Below are 18,305 nucleotides of genomic sequence, written 5' to 3' on the forward strand. Positions count from 1 at the left end.
TCAAGCTGGTCGGTGTTCAGCCAAGTTTTCTGTAGATAATACTGGAAGTGATGTAGCGCAAAGTGAGCCGAACTCTACTTGGAGTGCGACGTGCCTAGTTTTTGCTCTTCGTTCAGCCACAACGAGCCACTCAATTCGTTGGACATACCGTCGATAACTCAGCGTTTGACCTGAAAAGATTAGGTCTGCCTAAAAAGCATTTCTTGAAATGACCGTAGCAAACTTAGAGAAGCAAAGCACGTAAAATTCTTAGCTGTCTCGACGGTTAACTGAAATTGACGAATTTTCAAGCGTTTTTGACTAATAAATAAGCGATAAAGTCGTATTTTACAAATCGACAGACTTTATTCCCAGTCGACAGACTTTATTTATTATCTTCAGGATAACCCTCAGATCGAACGCTTGTATTCACCCCATAAATCGTCATAATTATGAATTATGGCTACACGTATTGTTCAACAAGTGCTCTACCTGGAAGTCGCCAACCGGCTGCGTGCCTTGATTCAGGCGGGCGAGCTGGCGGCTGGCGAGTGGATAGACGAAGTGCGTCTTACCCAAGAAATGGGTATCTCACGCACCCCTTTGCGCGAGGCGCTGAAGGTGCTGGTGTCAGAGGGCCTGGTCAGGCTTGAGCCGCGTCGAGGATGTTTCGTTAACGAGCTTTCTGGGCGCGATCTTGACGATATCTTCCCGCTTATGGCCATGCTTGAAGGCCGTTGCGCCTATGAGGCGGCCCGTAAGGCCACCGACGCTGATCTGCAGCAGCTTGAACCTTTGCATGATCGCCTGCGCCAATTCGCGGCAGGTGGTCAGGTCGATCAGTATTACGCCGCCAACGCTGTCATTCACGAAGCCATTCAGGCGTTGGCCGACAACCGCTGGCTTTCTGATCTTATCGATGGTCTGCGCCAGGTATTAAGTCTGTCGCGGCATAAAAGCCTGGCCTTGCCGGGGCGCGTAGCTCAGTCATGCGCCGAGCATCTGGCCATTTTTGCCGCCATCAAGGCGCGTGACCCCGAAGCCGCTGACACGCTCACGCGTGCGCATTTAATGCGCCAGCTCGATGCCTTGCATGTGCTTGCAAAAGACGATGCCCTCGCTCAAGACCCTCTGCCATCAGGCACCGTGATGCAAGGCGGCGTATCCGAGGCGGCAACCCAGAACACAGGAGAGTAACGATGGCTGAATCTGATACGCAATCGAGCCCGGTAGCCGAAGAGGCAGCCACAAAGCGAGCAGGTAAACAAGTGGATAAGCAGGCCGTTAAGGCGAAGCAGAAGGCACCTGAAGGGTTGATGGCACGGCTAGGGCGATGGCTGGAGCGCGACCACAGTGGCGATATTGCAGAAATTCGGCCCATGTTTACAGCCCGGCTCACTGATGTGGCGGCCAACAGGTTTGCCAAGCAATGGGGTGAGCGCTACCTGGCTGGTGAGGGCGACCTTAGGCGCACCATGCTGGCGGGGCTGGCTCAAGCCAGTGCAGAGATTGAACCCCGGGGCGAGCAGGGGCTGCGGTTGTTCCGGCGGCTTTACGCGCAGGCCGATAACTTGCGTCTGTTGGTCGACGTGCGGGCTGACATGCTGCGCTGGCGAAATCAGGTGGCCGGGTTGACAACGCTTGAGAGCGAGCTGGGCAATCTGTTGTCCAGCTGGTTTGATGTGGGCATGCTTGAGCTACAGCCTATTAACTGGGATTCTCCCGCTTCATTGCTCGAAAAACTCATCCAGTATGAGGCGGTTCACGAGATCCGATCGTGGGAAGAGCTCAAGCACCGCGTAGCCGCCGACAGGCGTTGCTATGCGTTCTTTCATCCGCGTATGCGGGGTGTGCCGCTAATTTTTGTCGAGGTCGCTTTTGCGGCTGACATGGCGGGTGATGTGCAGGTTTTGCTCGACCCGCTGGTGCCGGCCGACGATCCGCAGAATGCGCGCTGGGCCATTTTTTATTCCATATCGAATACTCAGCCGGGCTTGCGTGGCATCAGTTTTGGCAATTTTCTGCTCAAGCGTGTCGTGGACGAGTTGCTGCGTGAACTGCCCAAGCTTAAATCGTTTGCCACGCTTTCGCCCATTCCTGGTTTTGTGGCGTGGCTGTCCAAGCAGGACGGCAAGGCGCTGCAACCGCTGCTGCACGAAAAAAGCGACAGACAAGAGGCGCTGGACGATGCAGAGGCTGGCAAGAAGTGGGTAGAGCGCTTGCAGGCAGCTGCGGGGCACGGGGCATCTGACGCTGTGCGACGCTCGGGTCTGCGCATGGCATTTCATTACTTAAAGTCCATGAAAGACGGGCACCCGCTTGATCCGGTTGCGCGCTTTCACTTGGGCAATGGCGCGCGCATCGAGAGGCTTAACTGGTCGGCAGATAGCTCGTTAAAAGGCGTCTCTCAGTCGTGTGGAATTATGGCCAATTATCTCTATGAGCTTGACGAGCTTGATGACAACCTGGCGCAGCTTGCCGCAGGCAAACCTCGAGTAGGGCGCAACATGCGATGGCTATGACTTTATCTACAACAGCTCCCATAAGTAAGGTGGATCTTGAGGTCGACGGCGCGGTCGCGTTTGTGACCTTATCTCACCCCGGCCGCCTCAATGCCATCACCGTGGCCATGTGGCAATCAATTGGTGAGGTCTTTACGCAACTGGCAGAGCAAGACCATTTGCGCTGTGTTGTTTTGCGTGGTGATGGCGGCAACTTTGCGGCGGGTGCTGATATTTCCGAGTTTCCGCACCAGCGTGCTGATAAGGCAGGTGTCATCAATTACCACACGCGCATTCTGGCGCCAGCGCTGGCAGCCGTTGCGCGCTGTCCTCATCCTGTGGTGGCACAGATTGAAGGGGTATGCGTTGGGGGCGGGCTTGAGCTGGCCAGCCAGTGTGATCTGCGTATTGCGGGCCGCTCTGCGCGCTTTGGTGTGCCCATTAACCGACTGGGTTTCCCGATGGCGCCTGATGAAATGCGCGGGTTGCTCGCGCTCGTGGGCCGGGCTGTCACGCTGGAAATTTTGCTGGAAGGGCGTGTGTTTGGTGCCGATGAAGCCATGGCCAAGGGCTTGCTTACCCGCATCATGCCTGATGACGAGGTTGCGGCAGACGTATTGCGTTGCGCCCGGCGTCTTGAACATGGTGCGCCGCAGGCGGCCCGAATCAACAAAAAAACGGTAGCGCTTTTGAGTGCGGCACCTGATCCGCTCAGCGAGGCTGCGCTGAACACATTATTTGATTATGCAGAAACAAGTGATCATCGGGAAGGTGTGGAAGCCTTTCTTGCTGGTCGACCCCCCGTATTTACAGGAGATTGATGTGGGCACGAATGCCAACCTTTACGCCATTCTGGCAACGGGGTTTCCCGAGGATAATGCCAAAGTCGCTATCGAAACGCCTGGCAGGCAATATAGCTGGTCAGACATTGATGAGATGAGCGGCCGAATTGCTAACCTGCTGCAGGCGCTTAATTTGCCGGCGGGTGCGCGTGTTGCGGTGCAGGTAGAAAAGTCACCAGAAGCCTTGATGCTGTACCTTGCCACCATCAGGGCAGGCCTGGTTTATCTTCCGCTGAACACCGCGTATAAGGCGGGTGAGGTTGAATACTTTTTGACGGATGCCGAGCCCTCTGTGGTGGTGTGTGACAGCAAAAACCAGGGGTGGGTTGGCGAGCTAGCGGTCAAAACAAACACCCCTCATGTGTTTACCTTGGATGCTGACGGCAGCGGCAGCCTTGCTGTGGCGGCCTCCAGCCAGGGTACGGCGTTCAGTACCATACAAAATCAGCCCGATGACCTTGCCGCCATTTTGTATACCTCTGGTACAACAGGGCGCAGCAAGGGGGCCATGCTGACACACCAAAATCTTTCTTCCAATGCGCAAGTGCTTCACACGTATTGGGGGTGGCGTGCCGACGATGTGCTGCTGCATATGTTGCCGATTTTCCACGTGCACGGTCTGTTCGTCGCATCGCATGGCGCGTTGCTGGCTGGTGCCAAAATGATCTGGCTGCCTCGGCTTGATATTGACCAGGCATTAAAGTATTTGCCGCAAAGCACTGTGATGATGGGCGTGCCTACCTATTACGTACGTCTGCTGGCCGATCAGCGTTTTACACGCGAGGTCTGCAAAGACATGCGCCTGTTTATTTCGGGGTCGGCACCTTTGCTTGATGAAACGTTTATCGCGTTTCGTGAGCGTACGGGGCACACCATACTTGAACGCTATGGCATGAGCGAAACCATTATGCTCACGTCCAACCCCTTTCACCCGGCAGATGGCGAGCGACGGGGAGGCACAGTAGGTAAGGCGTTGCCCGGTGTGTCGGTGCGCGTGGTTGATGACGAGGGGCAGGCCATTGCCGTGGGCGAGATTGGTAATGTGCAGGTGCGTGGGCCCAATGTTTTTTCGGGCTACTGGCGCATGCCTGAAAAAACGCGTGAAGAGTTCACTGCAGATGGCTGGTTTAAAACTGGCGACGTGGGCAAGTTTGGCGGTGACGGCATCCCTGATGACTATGTGTCTATCGTGGGGCGCAGCAAAGACTTGATTATTTCGGGTGGCTTTAATGTTTACCCCAAGGAAATCGAGCTGGTCATTGACGCGTTGCCCGGTGTTAATGAGTCAGCGGTTATTGGCGTGCCACACCCCGATTTTGGTGAGGCCGTTGTGGCGGTCGTGGTGCCGCGTGAAGGCCAGACGCTGGATGCCGACGCGATGTTGCTTAGCTTGAAAGCCAGTCTGGCTAATTTTAAGGTGCCCAAACACATTTACTTTGTTGATCAGTTGGTGCGCAACACCATGGGTAAGGTTCAGAAGAATGTGCTGCGTGATCACTACAAAAATGTCTGAAGCATGCATCTAAACACCTTAACGGAGGCGCTTACCATTAATACTCTAGGAAGGAATCAACTCAGTACAACAAAAACGACAAAGCATTAAACCAGTAGTAAAGACAGTCATTATTCTTATAAATCAAGGAGACAACCATGCAGAGTCTTTTACGTAATGCAGTTGCGGCTGCAATGTTGATCGCCGTGGGAGCGGCATCAGGAGTAGCGAGCGCGGAGACAACCCTGCGCGCTTCACATCAGTTTCCGGGCGGGCAGGGTGATCCGCGCGACGAAATGGTGCAGATGATCGCGCGCGATGTGGGGGCCGCCAACGTCGGTCTGAAGATACAAGTGTTCCCTTCTTCTTCGTTGTACAAGGCGAACGAGCAATGGGGGGCTATTACGCGTGGCCAATTGGACATGTCAGCGTTCCCGCTTGATTACGCTTCCGGGCGCGTGCCTCAGTTTTCGGCAACACTAATGCCCGGGCTGGTACGAAATTATGACCATGCCCAACGTCTGAACAAGTCTGACTTTATGAAGGAGATAAAGCAGATTATTGAGGACAAAGGTGCGGTCGTGATCGCTGATGCCTGGCTGGCAGGTGGCTTTGCATCGAAGGAGCATTGCATTACCAGCCCTGACACCATCAAGGGCCAGGTGATCCGTGCTGCAGGCCCCGCTTTTGAGCAGATGCTGTCGGCAGCTGGCGCGTCGATTTCATCCATGCCCTCGTCTGAAATCTATACGGCCATGCAGACGGGCGTACTTGATGCCACCAACACCTCAAATGACAGCTTTGTTTCTTATCGGCTGTACGAACAGGTGAAGTGCCTGACGGCGCCTGGCGACAATGCGCTGTGGTTTATGTACGAACCCGTGATTATGTCGAAGAAGGTGTTTGACAAGCTCACCCCCGAACAGCGTGATGCCATTATGGCCGCTGGTAGCAAAGCCGAAGCGTATTTCGTCGGTGAGTCGCGCAAAGGTGAGCAGAAAATGATCGATACGTTCAAGAAGGCGAACGTTGAGGTCGTTTCCATGAGCAAAGACGATTTTGATGCATGGATGGAAGTCGCCAAGGCTTCTTCTTACAAGAACTTTGCCGAGAAGGTGAAGGGCGGCGACGAGCTGCTGAAAAAAGCATTGGCCGTTCAATAACGCGGTTCCGTAAACCCGGCCGTCCAGCAAGAAGTTTTGCATGATGGACGGCCGGCCTTGCCGTCACTTTCTGACAAGGATGTTTCATGACTCGACGATATATCGCGTTGGTCGAGATGTTGTCACGCGCCTGCGGCGTGTTATCAGCACTGCTGCTGATTGCTGCCATGGTTGTTGTGTGCGAAATGATCGTCATGCGCTATGTGCTTCGCGCTGCCACGATATGGCAGACGGAAGCTGTGGTGTTCAGCGCGACAGCAGCCATTTTTCTGGGTGCGCCGTATGTCTTGCTGAAAAAAGGCCATGTGGGCGTTGACGTCATCCAGTTGCTGGTTACGCCCAAGATCCGACGAAAATTGGAATGGATTGGCGCAGTATTCGGTTTTGTATTTTGCGCCATTATGTCGGTCGCAACCGCCATTCATCTGCTCGAGGCCATCGAAGGCGGCTGGACCACGCCGAGTGTGGCGGCCGTGCCGCTATGGATGCCGCTTTCCCCTATGTTTGTGGGGCTGCTGTTGCTGTGCCTGCAATACACGGCTGAATTTGCCAAGTTGGCTGGAGATCAAACATGAGCCCAACTCTTGCGGGTATTTCAATGATTGTGGGTCTGTGCCTATTGCTGGGCACGGGCATGCCCATCGCGTTTGCACTCGGGTTGGCGGCCGTGACCGGTCTGTTTTTTGACATGGGGTTTGACGTGATCTACGTGCTTACGGAAACCATGTTTGCCGGCATTGCCAACCTGGCTTATGTGGCCATACCCATGTTTGTGTTGATGGGTGCCATAGTTGCCGGAACGCCGGCGGGTGGCGATTTGTACAAGGCCCTGGATCGATGGCTTTACAAGGTGCCCGGTGGCCTGGTGCTGTCCAATATTGGCGCCTGTGCCATATTTTCAGGCATGACAGGGTCCAGTCCTGCTACCTGCGCAGCCATCGGCAAAATGGGCATCCCCGAGATGGTCAAGCGAGGCTATCCGAACTCTGTCGCCACGGGCTCGATTGCGGCAGGCGGTACGCTGGGTATTTTGATTCCTCCTTCTGTCACTATGATTGTGTATGGCATAGCCACCCAGACATCGATAGGCCGATTGTTTCTGGCGGGTGTGGTGCCGGGCATTATGCTGGTCGTAATGTTTATGGCTTGGTCGCTGTTTGACGCCAAACGCAAGGGGTTTCATTTCAGGGTTGATTCGCTGCATTACACCCTGAAAGACAAGCTGGCCACGCTCCCGCGGGTACTGCCGCTGCTGCTTATTATTATGGGCATGCTGTTTGTGTTGTACGGGGGGGTTGCAACACCGTCTGAGGCGGCAGGTGCTGGCGCGATGCTGACGCTGCTGGTTGTGGTGGTGGTCTATCGTCTTGTGCGTATCCGCGACTTTACCGGCATATTTGGCTCTGCCATGCGCGAGAGCGTCATGATCATGATGATTATGGCATCGGCAGAACTGTTCGCCTTTGCCTTGTCATCGCTTTACATCACGCAAAGCCTGGCGGCGACGATCGGGGCGCTGGACATCAACCCCTGGATGCTCATGCTGGTTATAAACGCGTTTTTGCTGGTGGCAGGCATGTTTTTGCCGCCGGTAGCAATCATCGTCATGGCCGCACCTCTGCTGTTTCCGATCATTACGCAGGCAGGTTTTGACCCATACTGGTTTGCTGTTGTATTAACCATAAACATGGAAATCGGTCTAATTACCCCACCTGTGGGGCTCAACCTTTTTGTGATCAACTCGATAGCGCCCGACATACCTACCCGAGACATACTGCTGGGCGCATTGCCCTATGTGCTGGTAATGATGCTGGCTATTGTATTGCTCTGCATCTTTCCCGAGATTGTGACGGGATTGCCCGAGCTGGTAATGGGGCCGGCGATTTAATCGTTGCAGATGCCGGATGCCGGATGCTGGATGCCAGAGGCCAGAGGCCAGAAGGCAGAAGGCAGAAGTCAGAGGGCAGGTAGCAACTAGCCAGTAGCAGCTGGTAAGTAGTAGCTAGTAAGTACCAGCTAGCAAGTAGTAGCTAGCAGGTAGTAGCTAGCAGGTAGTAGCTAGCAGGTGGCGAGGCCAGCCCGTTTTACAGATAGGGGCTGGCCAGCCAGATAATGCGGTTGCGCAGACGTTTTCGAAACGGCGTAGCGGCGAGGCTTTCAAGCGAGACCAGTGTGGCGTTTTCAATTTCGTGTTCGATCAGCCTCTCGATTTCGCCGGCGGTTTCGCGGCTGTAGATTTCCATATCAAGCTCAAAGTTTAGCCGCAGGCTGCGAGGGTCAAGGTTTGAAGAGCCTACGTAAGACCATGCGCCGTCGATGGTGATGAGTTTGGAATGGTTGAAGTTTCCACGCGAGCGCCACACCCTGCAGCCTGTGCGTATGATTTGGTCTAATTGCGCCGTCATGGCGTAATTGATAAGACGCAGGTTGTTGCGCCCGGGTATGACGATGTCAACGATAATGCCGCGCCTTGCCGCCGTATTGATGGCGCCCATTAGCACTTGATCAGGCAAAAAATAGGGCGACTGAATACGTATATGTTTTTGCGCCACAGCAAGGGCACCCAGCAGCATGTTGTGCGTGCCGACAAGGTATCGGTCTGGGCCTGAGCGTATGCAGCGTGCAGGTGCGCAGGGGCCTGGTACACGCCAGGCGTCGCACGACCAGGTTTGGTACGGAAGTATTTCTTTGGTGGTGTAGGCCCAGTCGTGTGCAAAAACAGCCACCAATTGCAGCACCACTGGTCCATCAACCCGAAAATGCGTATCAATGGCTGTGTCTTCGCCGGCGTAGTCGGTGACAAAGCCTTCGCGAATGTTCATCCCGCCCGTAAACGCGGTGCAGCCATCAATAACCAGTATTTTTCGGTGGCTGCGCAGGTTTGCGTACGGCATGCGCATAAAGCCCAGCGGGTTGGTCATAAACAGGGCGCAAGGGATGCCTTGTTTGCGCAACAGTCGAATAATGGGCGGGTGCGAGTACTTTGAGCCGACAGCGTCGATAAGTACACGTATTTCGACGCCGCGCTCGTGGGCGCGGCTTAGCGCGTCAACAAAAGCTCTTCCGGCCCTGTCGTTGTCAAAGATATAACTTTGCAGCGCGACCGATTTCTGGGCTTGTTCGATGGCTTCGATCATTGCAGGGTAGGCCTCGTCGCCACCACGCAAAATTTGTATACGGTTATCGTCGCGCAGCGGGAAGCGGCTGACCCGGTCGCCCAATACCCGCAAGGATGTAAACTGCGGCGCACCTAAATCGCCGATATCTGCTTCGGGCAGATCAGGGTTAGCGAAGTAATCTTGCAGGCTGCGGTTGCGTTCTTCTGAAATGTGCTCCTGGCGTACCCGATTAATGCCCGCGATAAGGTAAAAAAATGGCCCAACCAGCGGTGACATCAGGCAAATACCTACCCAACCGATTGCTGCTCGTACATCGTGTTTAGTCATTGCCGCATGCACGGCGGCGGTTCCGCCAGCAGCCAGGCCCAATATAAAGGCCAGGTGTGGCCAATACGCTTCAGCCAGCGATTTTAGCGAACCCATGTCGAGCATATTTGTATTTTTAAGTAGGGGGGTGGGCGGGCCTATGAGGCCCGTCAGATGGATGGTTAGCGCTAAGTATATCGGTTAGATGACGACGCGTCAGGATGCCTGAGTTGGGCGTTCGCTTAATGTATCAAACCAACGGCTGTTGGGCTGGCCTTGGCAGGCGAATTGCTGCGCTCTTGATGGCGACCGCCATATGCCGCCTCCGGCCCCCAGTATGGGTTGAACCCGGTACCAGAACCAGCGCCCGTCTTCATCCTGGGCGACCCAGTTCCACCCGGGTGGTGCGTCAGACCAGGATGGGCAAGTTTGATTAGTTGTCATGCCCGTAATGATATGGGTTAGGGTGGTGTAAATACACAAAGCCCCCACGAGGAGCTACAGCTAAGGGTGAGCAGTCGTTTCGCCGTTGAGGATGGACGGGGTGTTAACTATTGAACATGACGTTAAACGAGAATATTTGGCTTTGCAGGGCTGCAATTTAATTTGGGCTGATTCAGCTACGCGTTGGCGCCAACGTATGCTTTGCTTAAGCAAGGGTATATGGACGTATCAGGCTTTCGGCCGGGATGCCAAGCTCTTGATGCAATTTCCAAATCATAGGTGGGGTCAGGGCCCCACAGCTACCCGTAAAGTAGGACGGTGACCACAGGGCACCACCCCACAGTTTCTTGCGGATGCTCGGGTAGCTCTTCTTACGAATCATCCGGCTGGACACACCCTTGAGGCTGTTCACGAGATTGGAGACGGCCACTTTGGGTGGGTAGTTCACCAACAGGTGAACGTGGTCGTCCTCGCCGTCGAACTCCACCAGTTCGGCCTCGAAGTCGGCGCAGACGCTGGAAAATAGGTCACGCAGATCGTCGAGTATTTCCTTTGTGAACACCTCTCGCCGCGAGAAGAAGTTGGGCTATGCCCGGTTGTGCAAGGAACTCACTGCGTGGCGCAATGGGTCTGAAACGCCGTGGCTCAAGGATGCGCCAGTGCATCCGCTACAGCAGACGCTCAAAGACCTTGAGCGCGCCTATGCCAACTTCTTCGCCAAGCGAGCAGACTTCCCGCGCTTCAAAAAGAAAGGCCAGTCCGACAGCTTGCGCTACCCCGACCCCAGGCAGATCAAGCCCGCGTCCAGCGCATCCATTCCCGCATCGGCCACACCCGCCGCGACTACCTGCATAAAGCCACGAGCACGATCAGCCAAAACCACGCGATGGTGTGTATCGAGGACTTGCAGGTACGGAACATGTCCAAGTCGGCGGCAGGCAGTACCGAAAAACCGGGAACAAACGTCCGGGCCAAATCGGGCCTGAACAAGGCCATTCTGGATCAGGGCTGGTTTGAGTTTCGCCGCCAACTGGACTACAAGCTGGCATGGAACGGCGGTTATCTCATTACCGTACCGCCACAGAGCACCAGCCGCACCTGTCCGGCTTGTGGGCATGTGTCCAAGGATAACCGGCAAACACAAGCGCAGTTTGCGTGTGGGGAATGCGGTTTCGAGGAAAATGCTGATCTGGTCGGCGCGATCAATATTCTAAGGGCGGGACACGCCCGGTTCGCCTGCGAAGTGAGCGATGCAGTAAGGTCGCCAGCAGCAGGAACCCGCCGAGGTGAGTCAGTCCTTGCGGACTGAACACGGTAGGAACCCCCTCACTTAAGGGAGGGGGGGATGTCAAGTAAAGTGCTGATCGCTATCACACGCATAGATTGATTTTAGTCCCAAGGCGGGACTGTTGAAATGGGTTTCCATTATGTATCTATTGCATGTGTTTCTGAGTGGCTGGCACTCAGTTGGACGCTGAATTTGCCCGGTGCTTCGGCTACCATATTGCAGACACAAAAAAGCCCGCACGAGGCGGGCTGGTTTGCGGAGCGTGTCACCATTATGTGGACATGTCACCATTTTTGGGTTTTGAGTAAGACTCAAAACTTAAGTGTTTGGTGGGGTGACCGATGGGGCTCGAACCCACGACAACCGGAATCACAATCCGGGACTCTACCAACTGAGCTACGGCCACCACTGAAGTTAAGCTTTAACCAGAAAGTATATCATTTTTTCTGGAGAACACTAAGCTAACAACTGAGAGCAGAATTCTAGCACGAAAATTGCTGACCGTCTTTGGTGAGCAGGTTTTGTTGAGTTTTCGGGGGTGTAGGCCAGCCATGAAGAAGCGGGTTACACGGCTTTTCCAACGCTAACCGCGCTTGTTATTGGCTGATGGCCCGTGAAAACTGCAACGAGCTGTGACAGGCGTTTTTAGACGAAATCGTTCATCGTAGGGATAACCCGGATATTTTGGTTGGCTTGGAGTATGCCTGTCACGAACGGATACGTTTGCCGGCTTACAGCCTGTTTTGTTTCATCTACGATGATTATTCAGCGATCTTAATAACCAAGGAGCTGTTACCGTGAAAATTCTTACTAAAACTTTACTGTGTTCAGTGCTGATCATCACCCCCATAGTGGCCGTGCAAGCACGAGAAACTGAATCGCAGCATGAAGCATGGATCAGGGCGCAGAAAATTGATATTCAGCCGACGCTCACCATTACGGAAACCCAGATACCCGCGAGCTCAGCACCAGGCTCATATAGCCAGCCGGGCGCGCAGCCCTCGGGAGGGCAATCGGGTTATACCGTGCCGGGCATGGGCAACCATCAGTCTATGCCCGGCAGTGCGCCCATTGAGAATCACTCTGGCATGCAAAACCAAGGTGGTATGCAAAACCAAGGTGGTATGCAAAACCAGGGTGGTATGCAAAACCAGGGTGGCATGAGGACGCAATAGCGGTTGCCCGGCGCATGCACCGCCCTTACTAATTAGAGGGTTGATGCGCCGAAGGTATCGCAACGTGCAGGGTCGCCGCTCTCAAAGCCTTGCTTGAACCAGCGAACGCGCTGGGCAGAGCTGCCATGGGTGAATGAGTCGGGAACAACATACCCTTGTGCCTTTTTTTGAAGCCTATCGTCACCAATGGCGGAGGCGGCGTTGAGGGCTTCCTCAATGTCGCCGGCTTCGAGAATGTTGCGCTGCGAGTCAGAATATTTGCCCCATACGCCTGCCAGGCAATCTGCCTGAAGCTCAGTACGAACTGAGAGCTGGTTGGCTGCTGAACCACCGCTGCGCTGGCGGGCGTGTTCAATTTGATCGGTTATGCCGAGTACGTGCTGTACGTGGTGGGCAACTTCGTGGGCTATTACATAGGCGCGGGCAAAGTCGCCCGGTGAGTTCAGTTGTTGTTCCATTTGCTGGAAGAAGCTGAGGTCCAGGTATACCTTGCTGTCTGCGGGGCAATAAAATGGGCCCATGGCCGATTGCCCCGTGCCACAGGCGGTGGGTGTGGCGCCGTTAAACAGTACCAGCTTCGGTGCTGGGTAGGTTCCCCAGCCTTTTTCGTTAAAGATGGCAGTCCAGGTGTCTTCGGTTTCGGCAAGTACCTTGGCAACAAACTGAGTTTCGGCTGTGGCCTGGGGCGGCTGGCCTTCTTCGCTGACATAGCTGCTGCCGGGATCTGTGGTATTTTGCAGAACAACGCTGGGGTCAATGCCAAAGTACATGGCAACAAGTGCCAGCACGATGGTGCCCAGGCCTATCTTTCCGCCGCGCCCACCCAGGCGCATGCGGCGGCCTCGGCGGTCTTCGATGTTTGAGCTTTCGCGTGAGTTGTCCAGACGCATGATGATCTCGCAGGCTGTAGTATGAAAGGGTTAGCGAACGCCGACAGCATTTAACAAAGGCTGGTCGGCACGGGTTGCAGAGCTTATTCTATTTGCCTGCGCGATGTTTGACCCGTAAACTTGCCTTATAAAAGTGTTAGGATACGTTAAATGGCCCAACTATTCGTTGTACATCCCGAAAACCCGCAATCCCGTCTGCTCAAGCAGGCTGGTCAGCTGCTAGCCGATGGCGCGCTGGTCGCCGTGCCTACCGATTCCAGTTATGCCGTTGTAGCGCGTCTTGACGACAAGCAGGCAGCCGACGCGTTGCGCAGGCTGCGTGGTCTTGATGATCGCCATCATCTTACGCTGCTGTGCCGCGATCTGGCCGAAATCGGTCATTTCGCGCGGGTAGACAACCGACAATACCGATTTCTCAAAATGGCCACCCCAGGGCCCTGGACCTTCATTCTCGAGGCAACCAAAGAGGTGCCTCGCCGCGTGTCCCACCCATCTCGTAAAACCATAGGCATCCGCGTGCCCAATCATCGTGTCACGCTGGCGCTTATCGAGGCGGCTGGGTCTCCCTTGATGTCCACCACGCTTATCCCGCAAGGCGAAGAAGATGCCCTGAACGACGCGCAGGCTATTTTCGAACGCTATGGCAACGAGCTGGCGGCGGTTATCGATGGCGGAGCATGTCCACTCATGTCTACTACTGTTATCGATTTGACGGGCCCGGCACCCGAAGTCGTACGCCGCGGTCTGGGCGATCTCTCCGCTTTAGGGCTCGATTGACGAACTTTTTCCCCAGGCTGCAGCCTTATCCTTCTGGCCGCTGCAGTCGTAGTGGCAATTTCGAGCCCCTATGGATTCTCTGATACAAACAATTGCCGTTTACGCTCTGCCTGTACTCTTTGGTATTACGCTGCATGAGGCCGCCCACGGCTATATTGCACGCATGTTTGGCGACCCCACGGCCTACGAGGCTGGCCGCATTAGCCTTAACCCAATACGCCATATAGACCCCGTCGGCACGATTGTTGTGCCTCTGGTGCTGCTGTTTGCCACCAAGTTTATGGGTGGCGGCGGCTTGCTGTTCGGTTGGGCCAAGCCGGTACCGGTCGACTGGAGCCGGCTGCGCCGACCCAAGCGCGATATGCTGTGGGTTGCCTTGGCGGGCCCTGCGTCCAACTTGATCATGGCTGTTATCTGGGCGGTCGGCCTGCGTCTGCTTTCAGAAGCAGGCGCCATGCAGGGCGAATTCTGGGTGCAGATGAGCATCGCCGGCATACAGGTCAACCTTATTCTTATGGCGCTCAACCTTGTGCCGCTGCCGCCGCTGGACGGTGGCCGTATTGTGTTCAGCCTGCTCCCCGCGCGCATGGCATGGCAGTATTCCCGTATTGAGCCCTATGGCCTGCTGATCGTCATTGTTCTTATGGTTACGGGGGCTTTGTGGGTCATATTGCAGCCTTTCCTGGCTCTCGGGCAGCTGGTGGTTGGCTGGTTTTTATAAATACGGCCACGAATCCGGTAAACTTGCATGTTAGCTGACCAACCACCCGATTCACATTATTATTTAGGCCTTTCAGGCGCAGTCACCCACGCGGTGAGTTCACGGAGATTATTCCTATCATGTCAACAAGTACGGATTCGGCCATTCCAACGTTTCGCGGAAGCCTTGTGGCGCTCATTACGCCAATGCACCCCGATGGCACCCTGGATTTCGAGGCCTACCGAAAACTTATCGACTGGCATGTTGCCGAAGGCACCGACGGCCTGGTAGTTGTGGGCACAACGGGTGAGTCGCCTACGGTCGATGTCGATGAGCATGCAGAACTTATCCGCGTTGCGGTCGAGCACGCGGCCGGGCGCCTGCCGGTTATCGCTGGTGTGGGCGGCAATTCCACATCAGAGGCTATAGATCTTTCGCGCCATGCGCTTGAGGTGGGTGCCCAGGCGGGTCTTTCTGTGGTTCCTTACTACAACAAGCCCACCCAAGAGGGCCTGTATCAGCATTTTCGTACCATTGCCGAAGCAGTTGAACTGCCGATGGTTCTGTACAACGTCCCGGGCCGCACGGTTGCCGACATGGCTCACGATACCGTTGTAAGGCTGGCGCAGGTCCCTGGCATTGTTGGCATTAAAGAAGCTACAGGCGACATGGGCCGTTGTGTATTGTTGTTGCGTGATCTGCCCGAAAGCTTCCAGGTATTTAGCGGTGACGACCCTACTGCTGCCGCCCTCATGCTGTTGGGCGGCCACGGCAACATCTCGGTAACTGCCAACGTGGCTCCCCGTCTCATGCATGACATGTGCATGGCGGCCATCGCAGGCGATGCGCTGCAGGTACGTAAGCTCAACGCGCAGTTGGCGCAGCTGAACAAAGTGCTTTTTGTCGAAGCCAACCCTATACCCGTCAAATGGGCAGTGGCCCAGCTAGGTCTTACCCAACTTGGCTATCGCTTACCCTTAACACCTCTGAGCGAGCAGCACCATGACTTGGTGCGCGCCTCGTTGAACGATGCAGGCTTAATTTAAATGGTGACTACGCGCATGAAGAAACACTACGCGAGCATGGCCGTGGGGCTAAGCTTCCTGTTGATGTCAGGTTGCTCCACATTCAACCAGCTTACGGGCGGTGAAGAAGCGGTCGATTACAAAAGCACGGTTCGTGGCGACCCTCTCAGCATTCCACCTGACCTGACTCAGGCCAACCAGGATGCACGCTACAAGGCACCAGAAGGTACCGCAACATTCAGCGATTACGCACAAAATCAACAGGCGCAGCAAGGCATTAGCGATCGCGACCGTGTGTTGCCACAAAGTTCGGGCATCTCGGTTATGCGCGACGGCGACCTGCGTTGGCTGGTCGTTGATCAGTCAGCCGAAGCGGTATACGCCAAAGTGATCGATTTTTGGGGCGATCAGGGCTTTACCATACAGTCGCAAGATCCAAAAGCTGGCTTGATGGAAACCGACTGGGCCGAAAACCGCGCCAAAATTCCTGAAGGCTGGATTCGAAGTGCACTGGGTTTTGTTTTGGATCAGGTCTTTGACAGCGGTGAGCGTGAGCGCTTCCGTACTCGTCTTGAGCGCGTCAACGGCAAAACTGAGGTGTACATTAGCCATCAGCAAATGGTTGAAACCCCCACGCCTGATGGTGCAACATTCAAATGGGTGTTTGGCAAAGAAGATCCGGGCCTGAATGCCGCCATGTTGGCACGTTTGGTGGTGTATCTGGGTACTGATGTAAAACGCGCCCAGACGCTGGTAGCGCAAGCTGAACAAGATCCTAACGCGGTGCAGGCGGTTAAGCTGGCAGGCGATCAGGCCACCATTTCGCTCAATGAGCCCTTTGACCGTGCGTGGCGTCGTGTTGGTGTGGCTATAGACTCGGCACGCTTCCAGGTTACAGACCGTGATCGTTCAACGGGTGACTACTACGTACGTTATCTCGACAGCGATTCTGGCGAAAAAATCGAGCAGCAAAACTTTATCGGTCGTTTGTTTGGCGGCAAAAATACGGCCGAAGCTGCAACTTACCGTATTCACGTCGGCGACCAGGGCGGCAACACGCTGGTGTCAGTACTCGACGATAAAGGGCAACCACAGTCTAATGACACTGCCCGCCGTATTATGTCGGTGCTGGTTACGCACATGCAATAAGGCAGTCGGCCTCGCTGCGTGAACCCGGTTCATGCAGCAGGTCTGCTTCACCCGCTTCACCTGCTGCGGCACTGGTACCAAACCATTCCAGTTTTGGTGCCAGTGCCGTAACTTCTCCTATAAACACCATGGCAGGCGACACAATGTGGTGCTCGCGGGCGGCATCGGCCATTCCTTCAAGCTTGCCGTGCAACACGCGTTGTTCAGGGCGTGTGCCATTCTCGATAATGGCAAATGGTGTGTTGCCCGGTTTTCCATGCTTTAGCAGTTCTTGCTCCAGCCATTCAAGCTGGCTTACCGCCATGTAAAACGCAAGTGTCTGTTTTTCATGCAGCATTGAAGCCAGTTCGTCGGGCAACGTGTCCTGGCGGCAGTGGGCGGTGGCCAGCCGTACAGACTGGGCGTAATCGCGATGTGTCAGAGGTATGCCTGCATAGGCTGCACAAGCCAGCGCGGCAGTCACGCCGGGCACAACTTCGTAGGGCACATCGTGCTCACGTAAAAACTCCAGCTCTTCTCCGCCGCGCCCAAACACGAAGGCGTCGCCACCTTTTACCCTGGCCACGAGCTGGCCTTGGCGGGCATGGCTTAGCATCAAAGCATGAATGCGAGCCTGAGTGTAATCATGGTTTTCGCCAAGGTTTTTGCCCACCTCTATCTGTACGGCGTCGCGTCTGGCTAGATCCAGAATCGCCGGGCTCACCAGGCGATCATACAAAATGACATCCGCCTCGTTGAGCGCGCGCAAGGCGTTCAGGGTTAACAGACCAGGGTCACCGGGGCCGGCGCCTACCAGTATTACGCGGCCTTGCGGTGATGCCAGTGGTTCAGATAGGGCCGTCATAAGCAGCTGCTCTGCCTGTTGTGGTTGCTGCTGGCGCAAGGCTGCACTTACAGGCCCATCGAGCAGCCAGTCGTAAAATTCGCGGCGTTGGCGCAGATCGGGCCGGGCTTTGCGGATAGACGGTCGGTAACGTGCAGCCAGCGAGACCAGTGAGCCTATGCTGTGATCGAACAGGCTTTCGATGCGTTCGCGCACGCGGCGCGCCAGCACCGGTGCATGGCCTGCTGATGATATGGCAATGGTGAGCGGTGCGCGGTCAACGATGGAGGGCACCTGAAATGTCGACAGAGCGGGGTCGTCGACCACATTGATAAACAGTCGGCGGTTGGCGGCAAGTGCTGCGATGTGGTGGTTAAGCTCACGATTATCGGTGGCCGCAATCACCAGCCATGCGGCTTCAAGCCATTTTGGTTCGAAGTAGCCTTGGACGTAATCGATTTGATGCTGTTGTGCATGGGTGCGCAAGGTGTCGGTCAGCGTGGGTGAACCCACAGTCACTCGTGCTTCTGAGGAAAGCAGGCTTTTGACTTTGCGCTCGGCGACGGCACCACCGCCAACCACCAGCACGCGCCGGCCGCGTAGATCGGCAAATAGGGGGAACAGTTTCATGA

The 18,305-nt window shown here is 55.3% G+C and carries 16 protein-coding genes, 1 tRNA gene and 1 pseudogene; 13 read left to right on the forward strand and 5 right to left on the reverse strand.

Annotated features, from left to right (window positions below):
• Window positions 1-438 precede the first annotated feature (438 nt).
• The 7 genes from FQ179_RS00805 (at window position 439) to FQ179_RS00835 (ending at window position 7,865) form a co-directional block, all read left to right on the forward strand.
• Entirely contained in the window at window positions 439-1,176 is a 738-nt protein-coding gene (locus tag FQ179_RS00805; RefSeq protein ID WP_149395385.1) for a GntR family transcriptional regulator, read from the forward strand.
• Between the two features lie 2 nt (window positions 1,177-1,178).
• Window positions 1,179-2,501 carry a malonyl-CoA decarboxylase domain-containing protein gene (locus FQ179_RS00810; RefSeq protein ID WP_255474777.1) on the forward strand — a complete coding sequence of 441 codons (1,323 nt, stop codon included), beginning with the start codon at window positions 1,179-1,181 and terminating at the stop codon, window positions 2,499-2,501.
• Entirely contained in the window at window positions 2,492-3,301 is an 810-nt protein-coding gene (locus FQ179_RS00815) for an enoyl-CoA hydratase/isomerase family protein (RefSeq protein WP_370459823.1), read from the forward strand. The genes FQ179_RS00810 and FQ179_RS00815 overlap by 10 nt, the downstream gene beginning before the upstream one ends.
• A 1-nt stretch (window position 3,302) precedes the next feature.
• A complete protein-coding gene (locus FQ179_RS00820) occupies window positions 3,303-4,835 on the forward strand; it encodes a malonyl-CoA synthase (protein ID WP_255474778.1) in 1,533 nt (510 codons plus the stop codon).
• A 137-nt stretch (window positions 4,836-4,972) separates the two neighbouring features.
• Complete coding sequence (dctP, locus tag FQ179_RS00825; protein ID WP_149395388.1) at window positions 4,973-5,977, forward strand: TRAP transporter substrate-binding protein DctP; 1,005 nt, start codon at window positions 4,973-4,975, stop codon at window positions 5,975-5,977.
• 86 nt (window positions 5,978-6,063) lie between these two features.
• Window positions 6,064-6,552 carry a TRAP transporter small permease subunit gene (locus FQ179_RS00830; RefSeq protein ID WP_149395389.1) on the forward strand — a complete coding sequence of 163 codons (489 nt, stop codon included), beginning with the start codon at window positions 6,064-6,066 and terminating at the stop codon, window positions 6,550-6,552.
• Window positions 6,549-7,865, forward strand: coding sequence for a TRAP transporter large permease (locus FQ179_RS00835; RefSeq protein ID WP_149395390.1), 1,317 nt, complete (start codon window positions 6,549-6,551; stop codon window positions 7,863-7,865). The genes FQ179_RS00830 and FQ179_RS00835 overlap by 4 nt, the downstream gene beginning before the upstream one ends.
• A gap of 196 nt (window positions 7,866-8,061) precedes the next feature.
• Here FQ179_RS00835 and FQ179_RS00840 read toward each other — a convergent pair whose 3' ends face one another.
• Both FQ179_RS00840 and tnpA read right to left on the reverse strand, forming a co-directional pair.
• Complete coding sequence (locus FQ179_RS00840; RefSeq protein ID WP_149395391.1) at window positions 8,062-9,519, reverse strand: phospholipase D-like domain-containing protein; 1,458 nt, start codon at window positions 9,517-9,519, stop codon at window positions 8,062-8,064.
• A 532-nt stretch (window positions 9,520-10,051) separates the two neighbouring features.
• Window positions 10,052-10,408, reverse strand: coding sequence for an IS200/IS605 family transposase (gene tnpA, locus FQ179_RS22540; protein ID WP_370459824.1), 357 nt, complete (start codon window positions 10,406-10,408; stop codon window positions 10,052-10,054).
• Window positions 10,409-10,421: 13 nt separating this feature from the next.
• Between tnpA and FQ179_RS00855 the strand changes: the two are divergent.
• A pseudogene (locus tag FQ179_RS00855) lies at window positions 10,422-11,180 on the forward strand (RNA-guided endonuclease InsQ/TnpB family protein); the annotation flags it as partial.
• Between the two features lie 284 nt (window positions 11,181-11,464).
• On the opposite strand, the gene FQ179_RS00860 reads toward FQ179_RS00855, so the two are convergent.
• A tRNA-His gene (locus FQ179_RS00860) sits at window positions 11,465-11,540 on the reverse strand.
• A 391-nt stretch (window positions 11,541-11,931) separates the two neighbouring features.
• Here FQ179_RS00860 and FQ179_RS00865 point away from each other — a divergent pair.
• Window positions 11,932-12,309 carry a hypothetical protein gene (locus tag FQ179_RS00865; protein ID WP_149395393.1) on the forward strand — a complete coding sequence of 126 codons (378 nt, stop codon included), beginning with the start codon at window positions 11,932-11,934 and terminating at the stop codon, window positions 12,307-12,309.
• 32 nt (window positions 12,310-12,341) lie between these two features.
• Here FQ179_RS00865 and FQ179_RS00870 read toward each other — a convergent pair whose 3' ends face one another.
• Complete coding sequence (locus tag FQ179_RS00870) at window positions 12,342-13,199, reverse strand: neutral zinc metallopeptidase (RefSeq protein ID WP_149395394.1); 858 nt, start codon at window positions 13,197-13,199, stop codon at window positions 12,342-12,344.
• Window positions 13,200-13,349: 150 nt separating this feature from the next.
• Between FQ179_RS00870 and FQ179_RS00875 the strand changes: the two genes are divergently transcribed.
• The 4 genes from FQ179_RS00875 (at window position 13,350) to bamC (ending at window position 16,850) form a co-directional block, all read left to right on the forward strand.
• On the forward strand, window positions 13,350-13,976 hold the full coding sequence (locus FQ179_RS00875; protein WP_149395395.1) for an L-threonylcarbamoyladenylate synthase: 627 nt from the start codon (window positions 13,350-13,352) through the stop codon (window positions 13,974-13,976).
• Between the two features lie 70 nt (window positions 13,977-14,046).
• Complete coding sequence (locus FQ179_RS00880) at window positions 14,047-14,697, forward strand: site-2 protease family protein (RefSeq protein WP_149395396.1); 651 nt, start codon at window positions 14,047-14,049, stop codon at window positions 14,695-14,697.
• 119 nt (window positions 14,698-14,816) lie between these two features.
• The gene (gene dapA, locus FQ179_RS00885; RefSeq protein ID WP_149395397.1) at window positions 14,817-15,722 is read left to right on the forward strand and encodes a 4-hydroxy-tetrahydrodipicolinate synthase; all 906 of its coding nucleotides are present in this window, start codon (window positions 14,817-14,819) and stop codon (window positions 15,720-15,722) included.
• 15 nt (window positions 15,723-15,737) lie between these two features.
• Window positions 15,738-16,850 (forward strand): outer membrane protein assembly factor BamC, encoded by a 1,113-nt coding sequence (bamC, locus tag FQ179_RS00890; RefSeq protein WP_188074472.1) that lies wholly within the window; start codon window positions 15,738-15,740, stop codon window positions 16,848-16,850.
• Here the strand turns inward: bamC and cysG are convergent.
• Entirely contained in the window at window positions 16,834-18,303 is a 1,470-nt protein-coding gene (gene cysG, locus FQ179_RS00895) for a siroheme synthase CysG (protein WP_149395399.1), read from the reverse strand. The two genes, bamC and cysG, sit on opposite strands and share 17 nt — an antisense overlap.
• Window positions 18,304-18,305 lie beyond the last annotated feature (2 nt).

It is taken from the genome of Pusillimonas sp. ANT_WB101 (genome assembly GCF_008369125.1).
GTDB lineage: Bacteria > Pseudomonadota > Gammaproteobacteria > Burkholderiales > Burkholderiaceae_B > Allopusillimonas.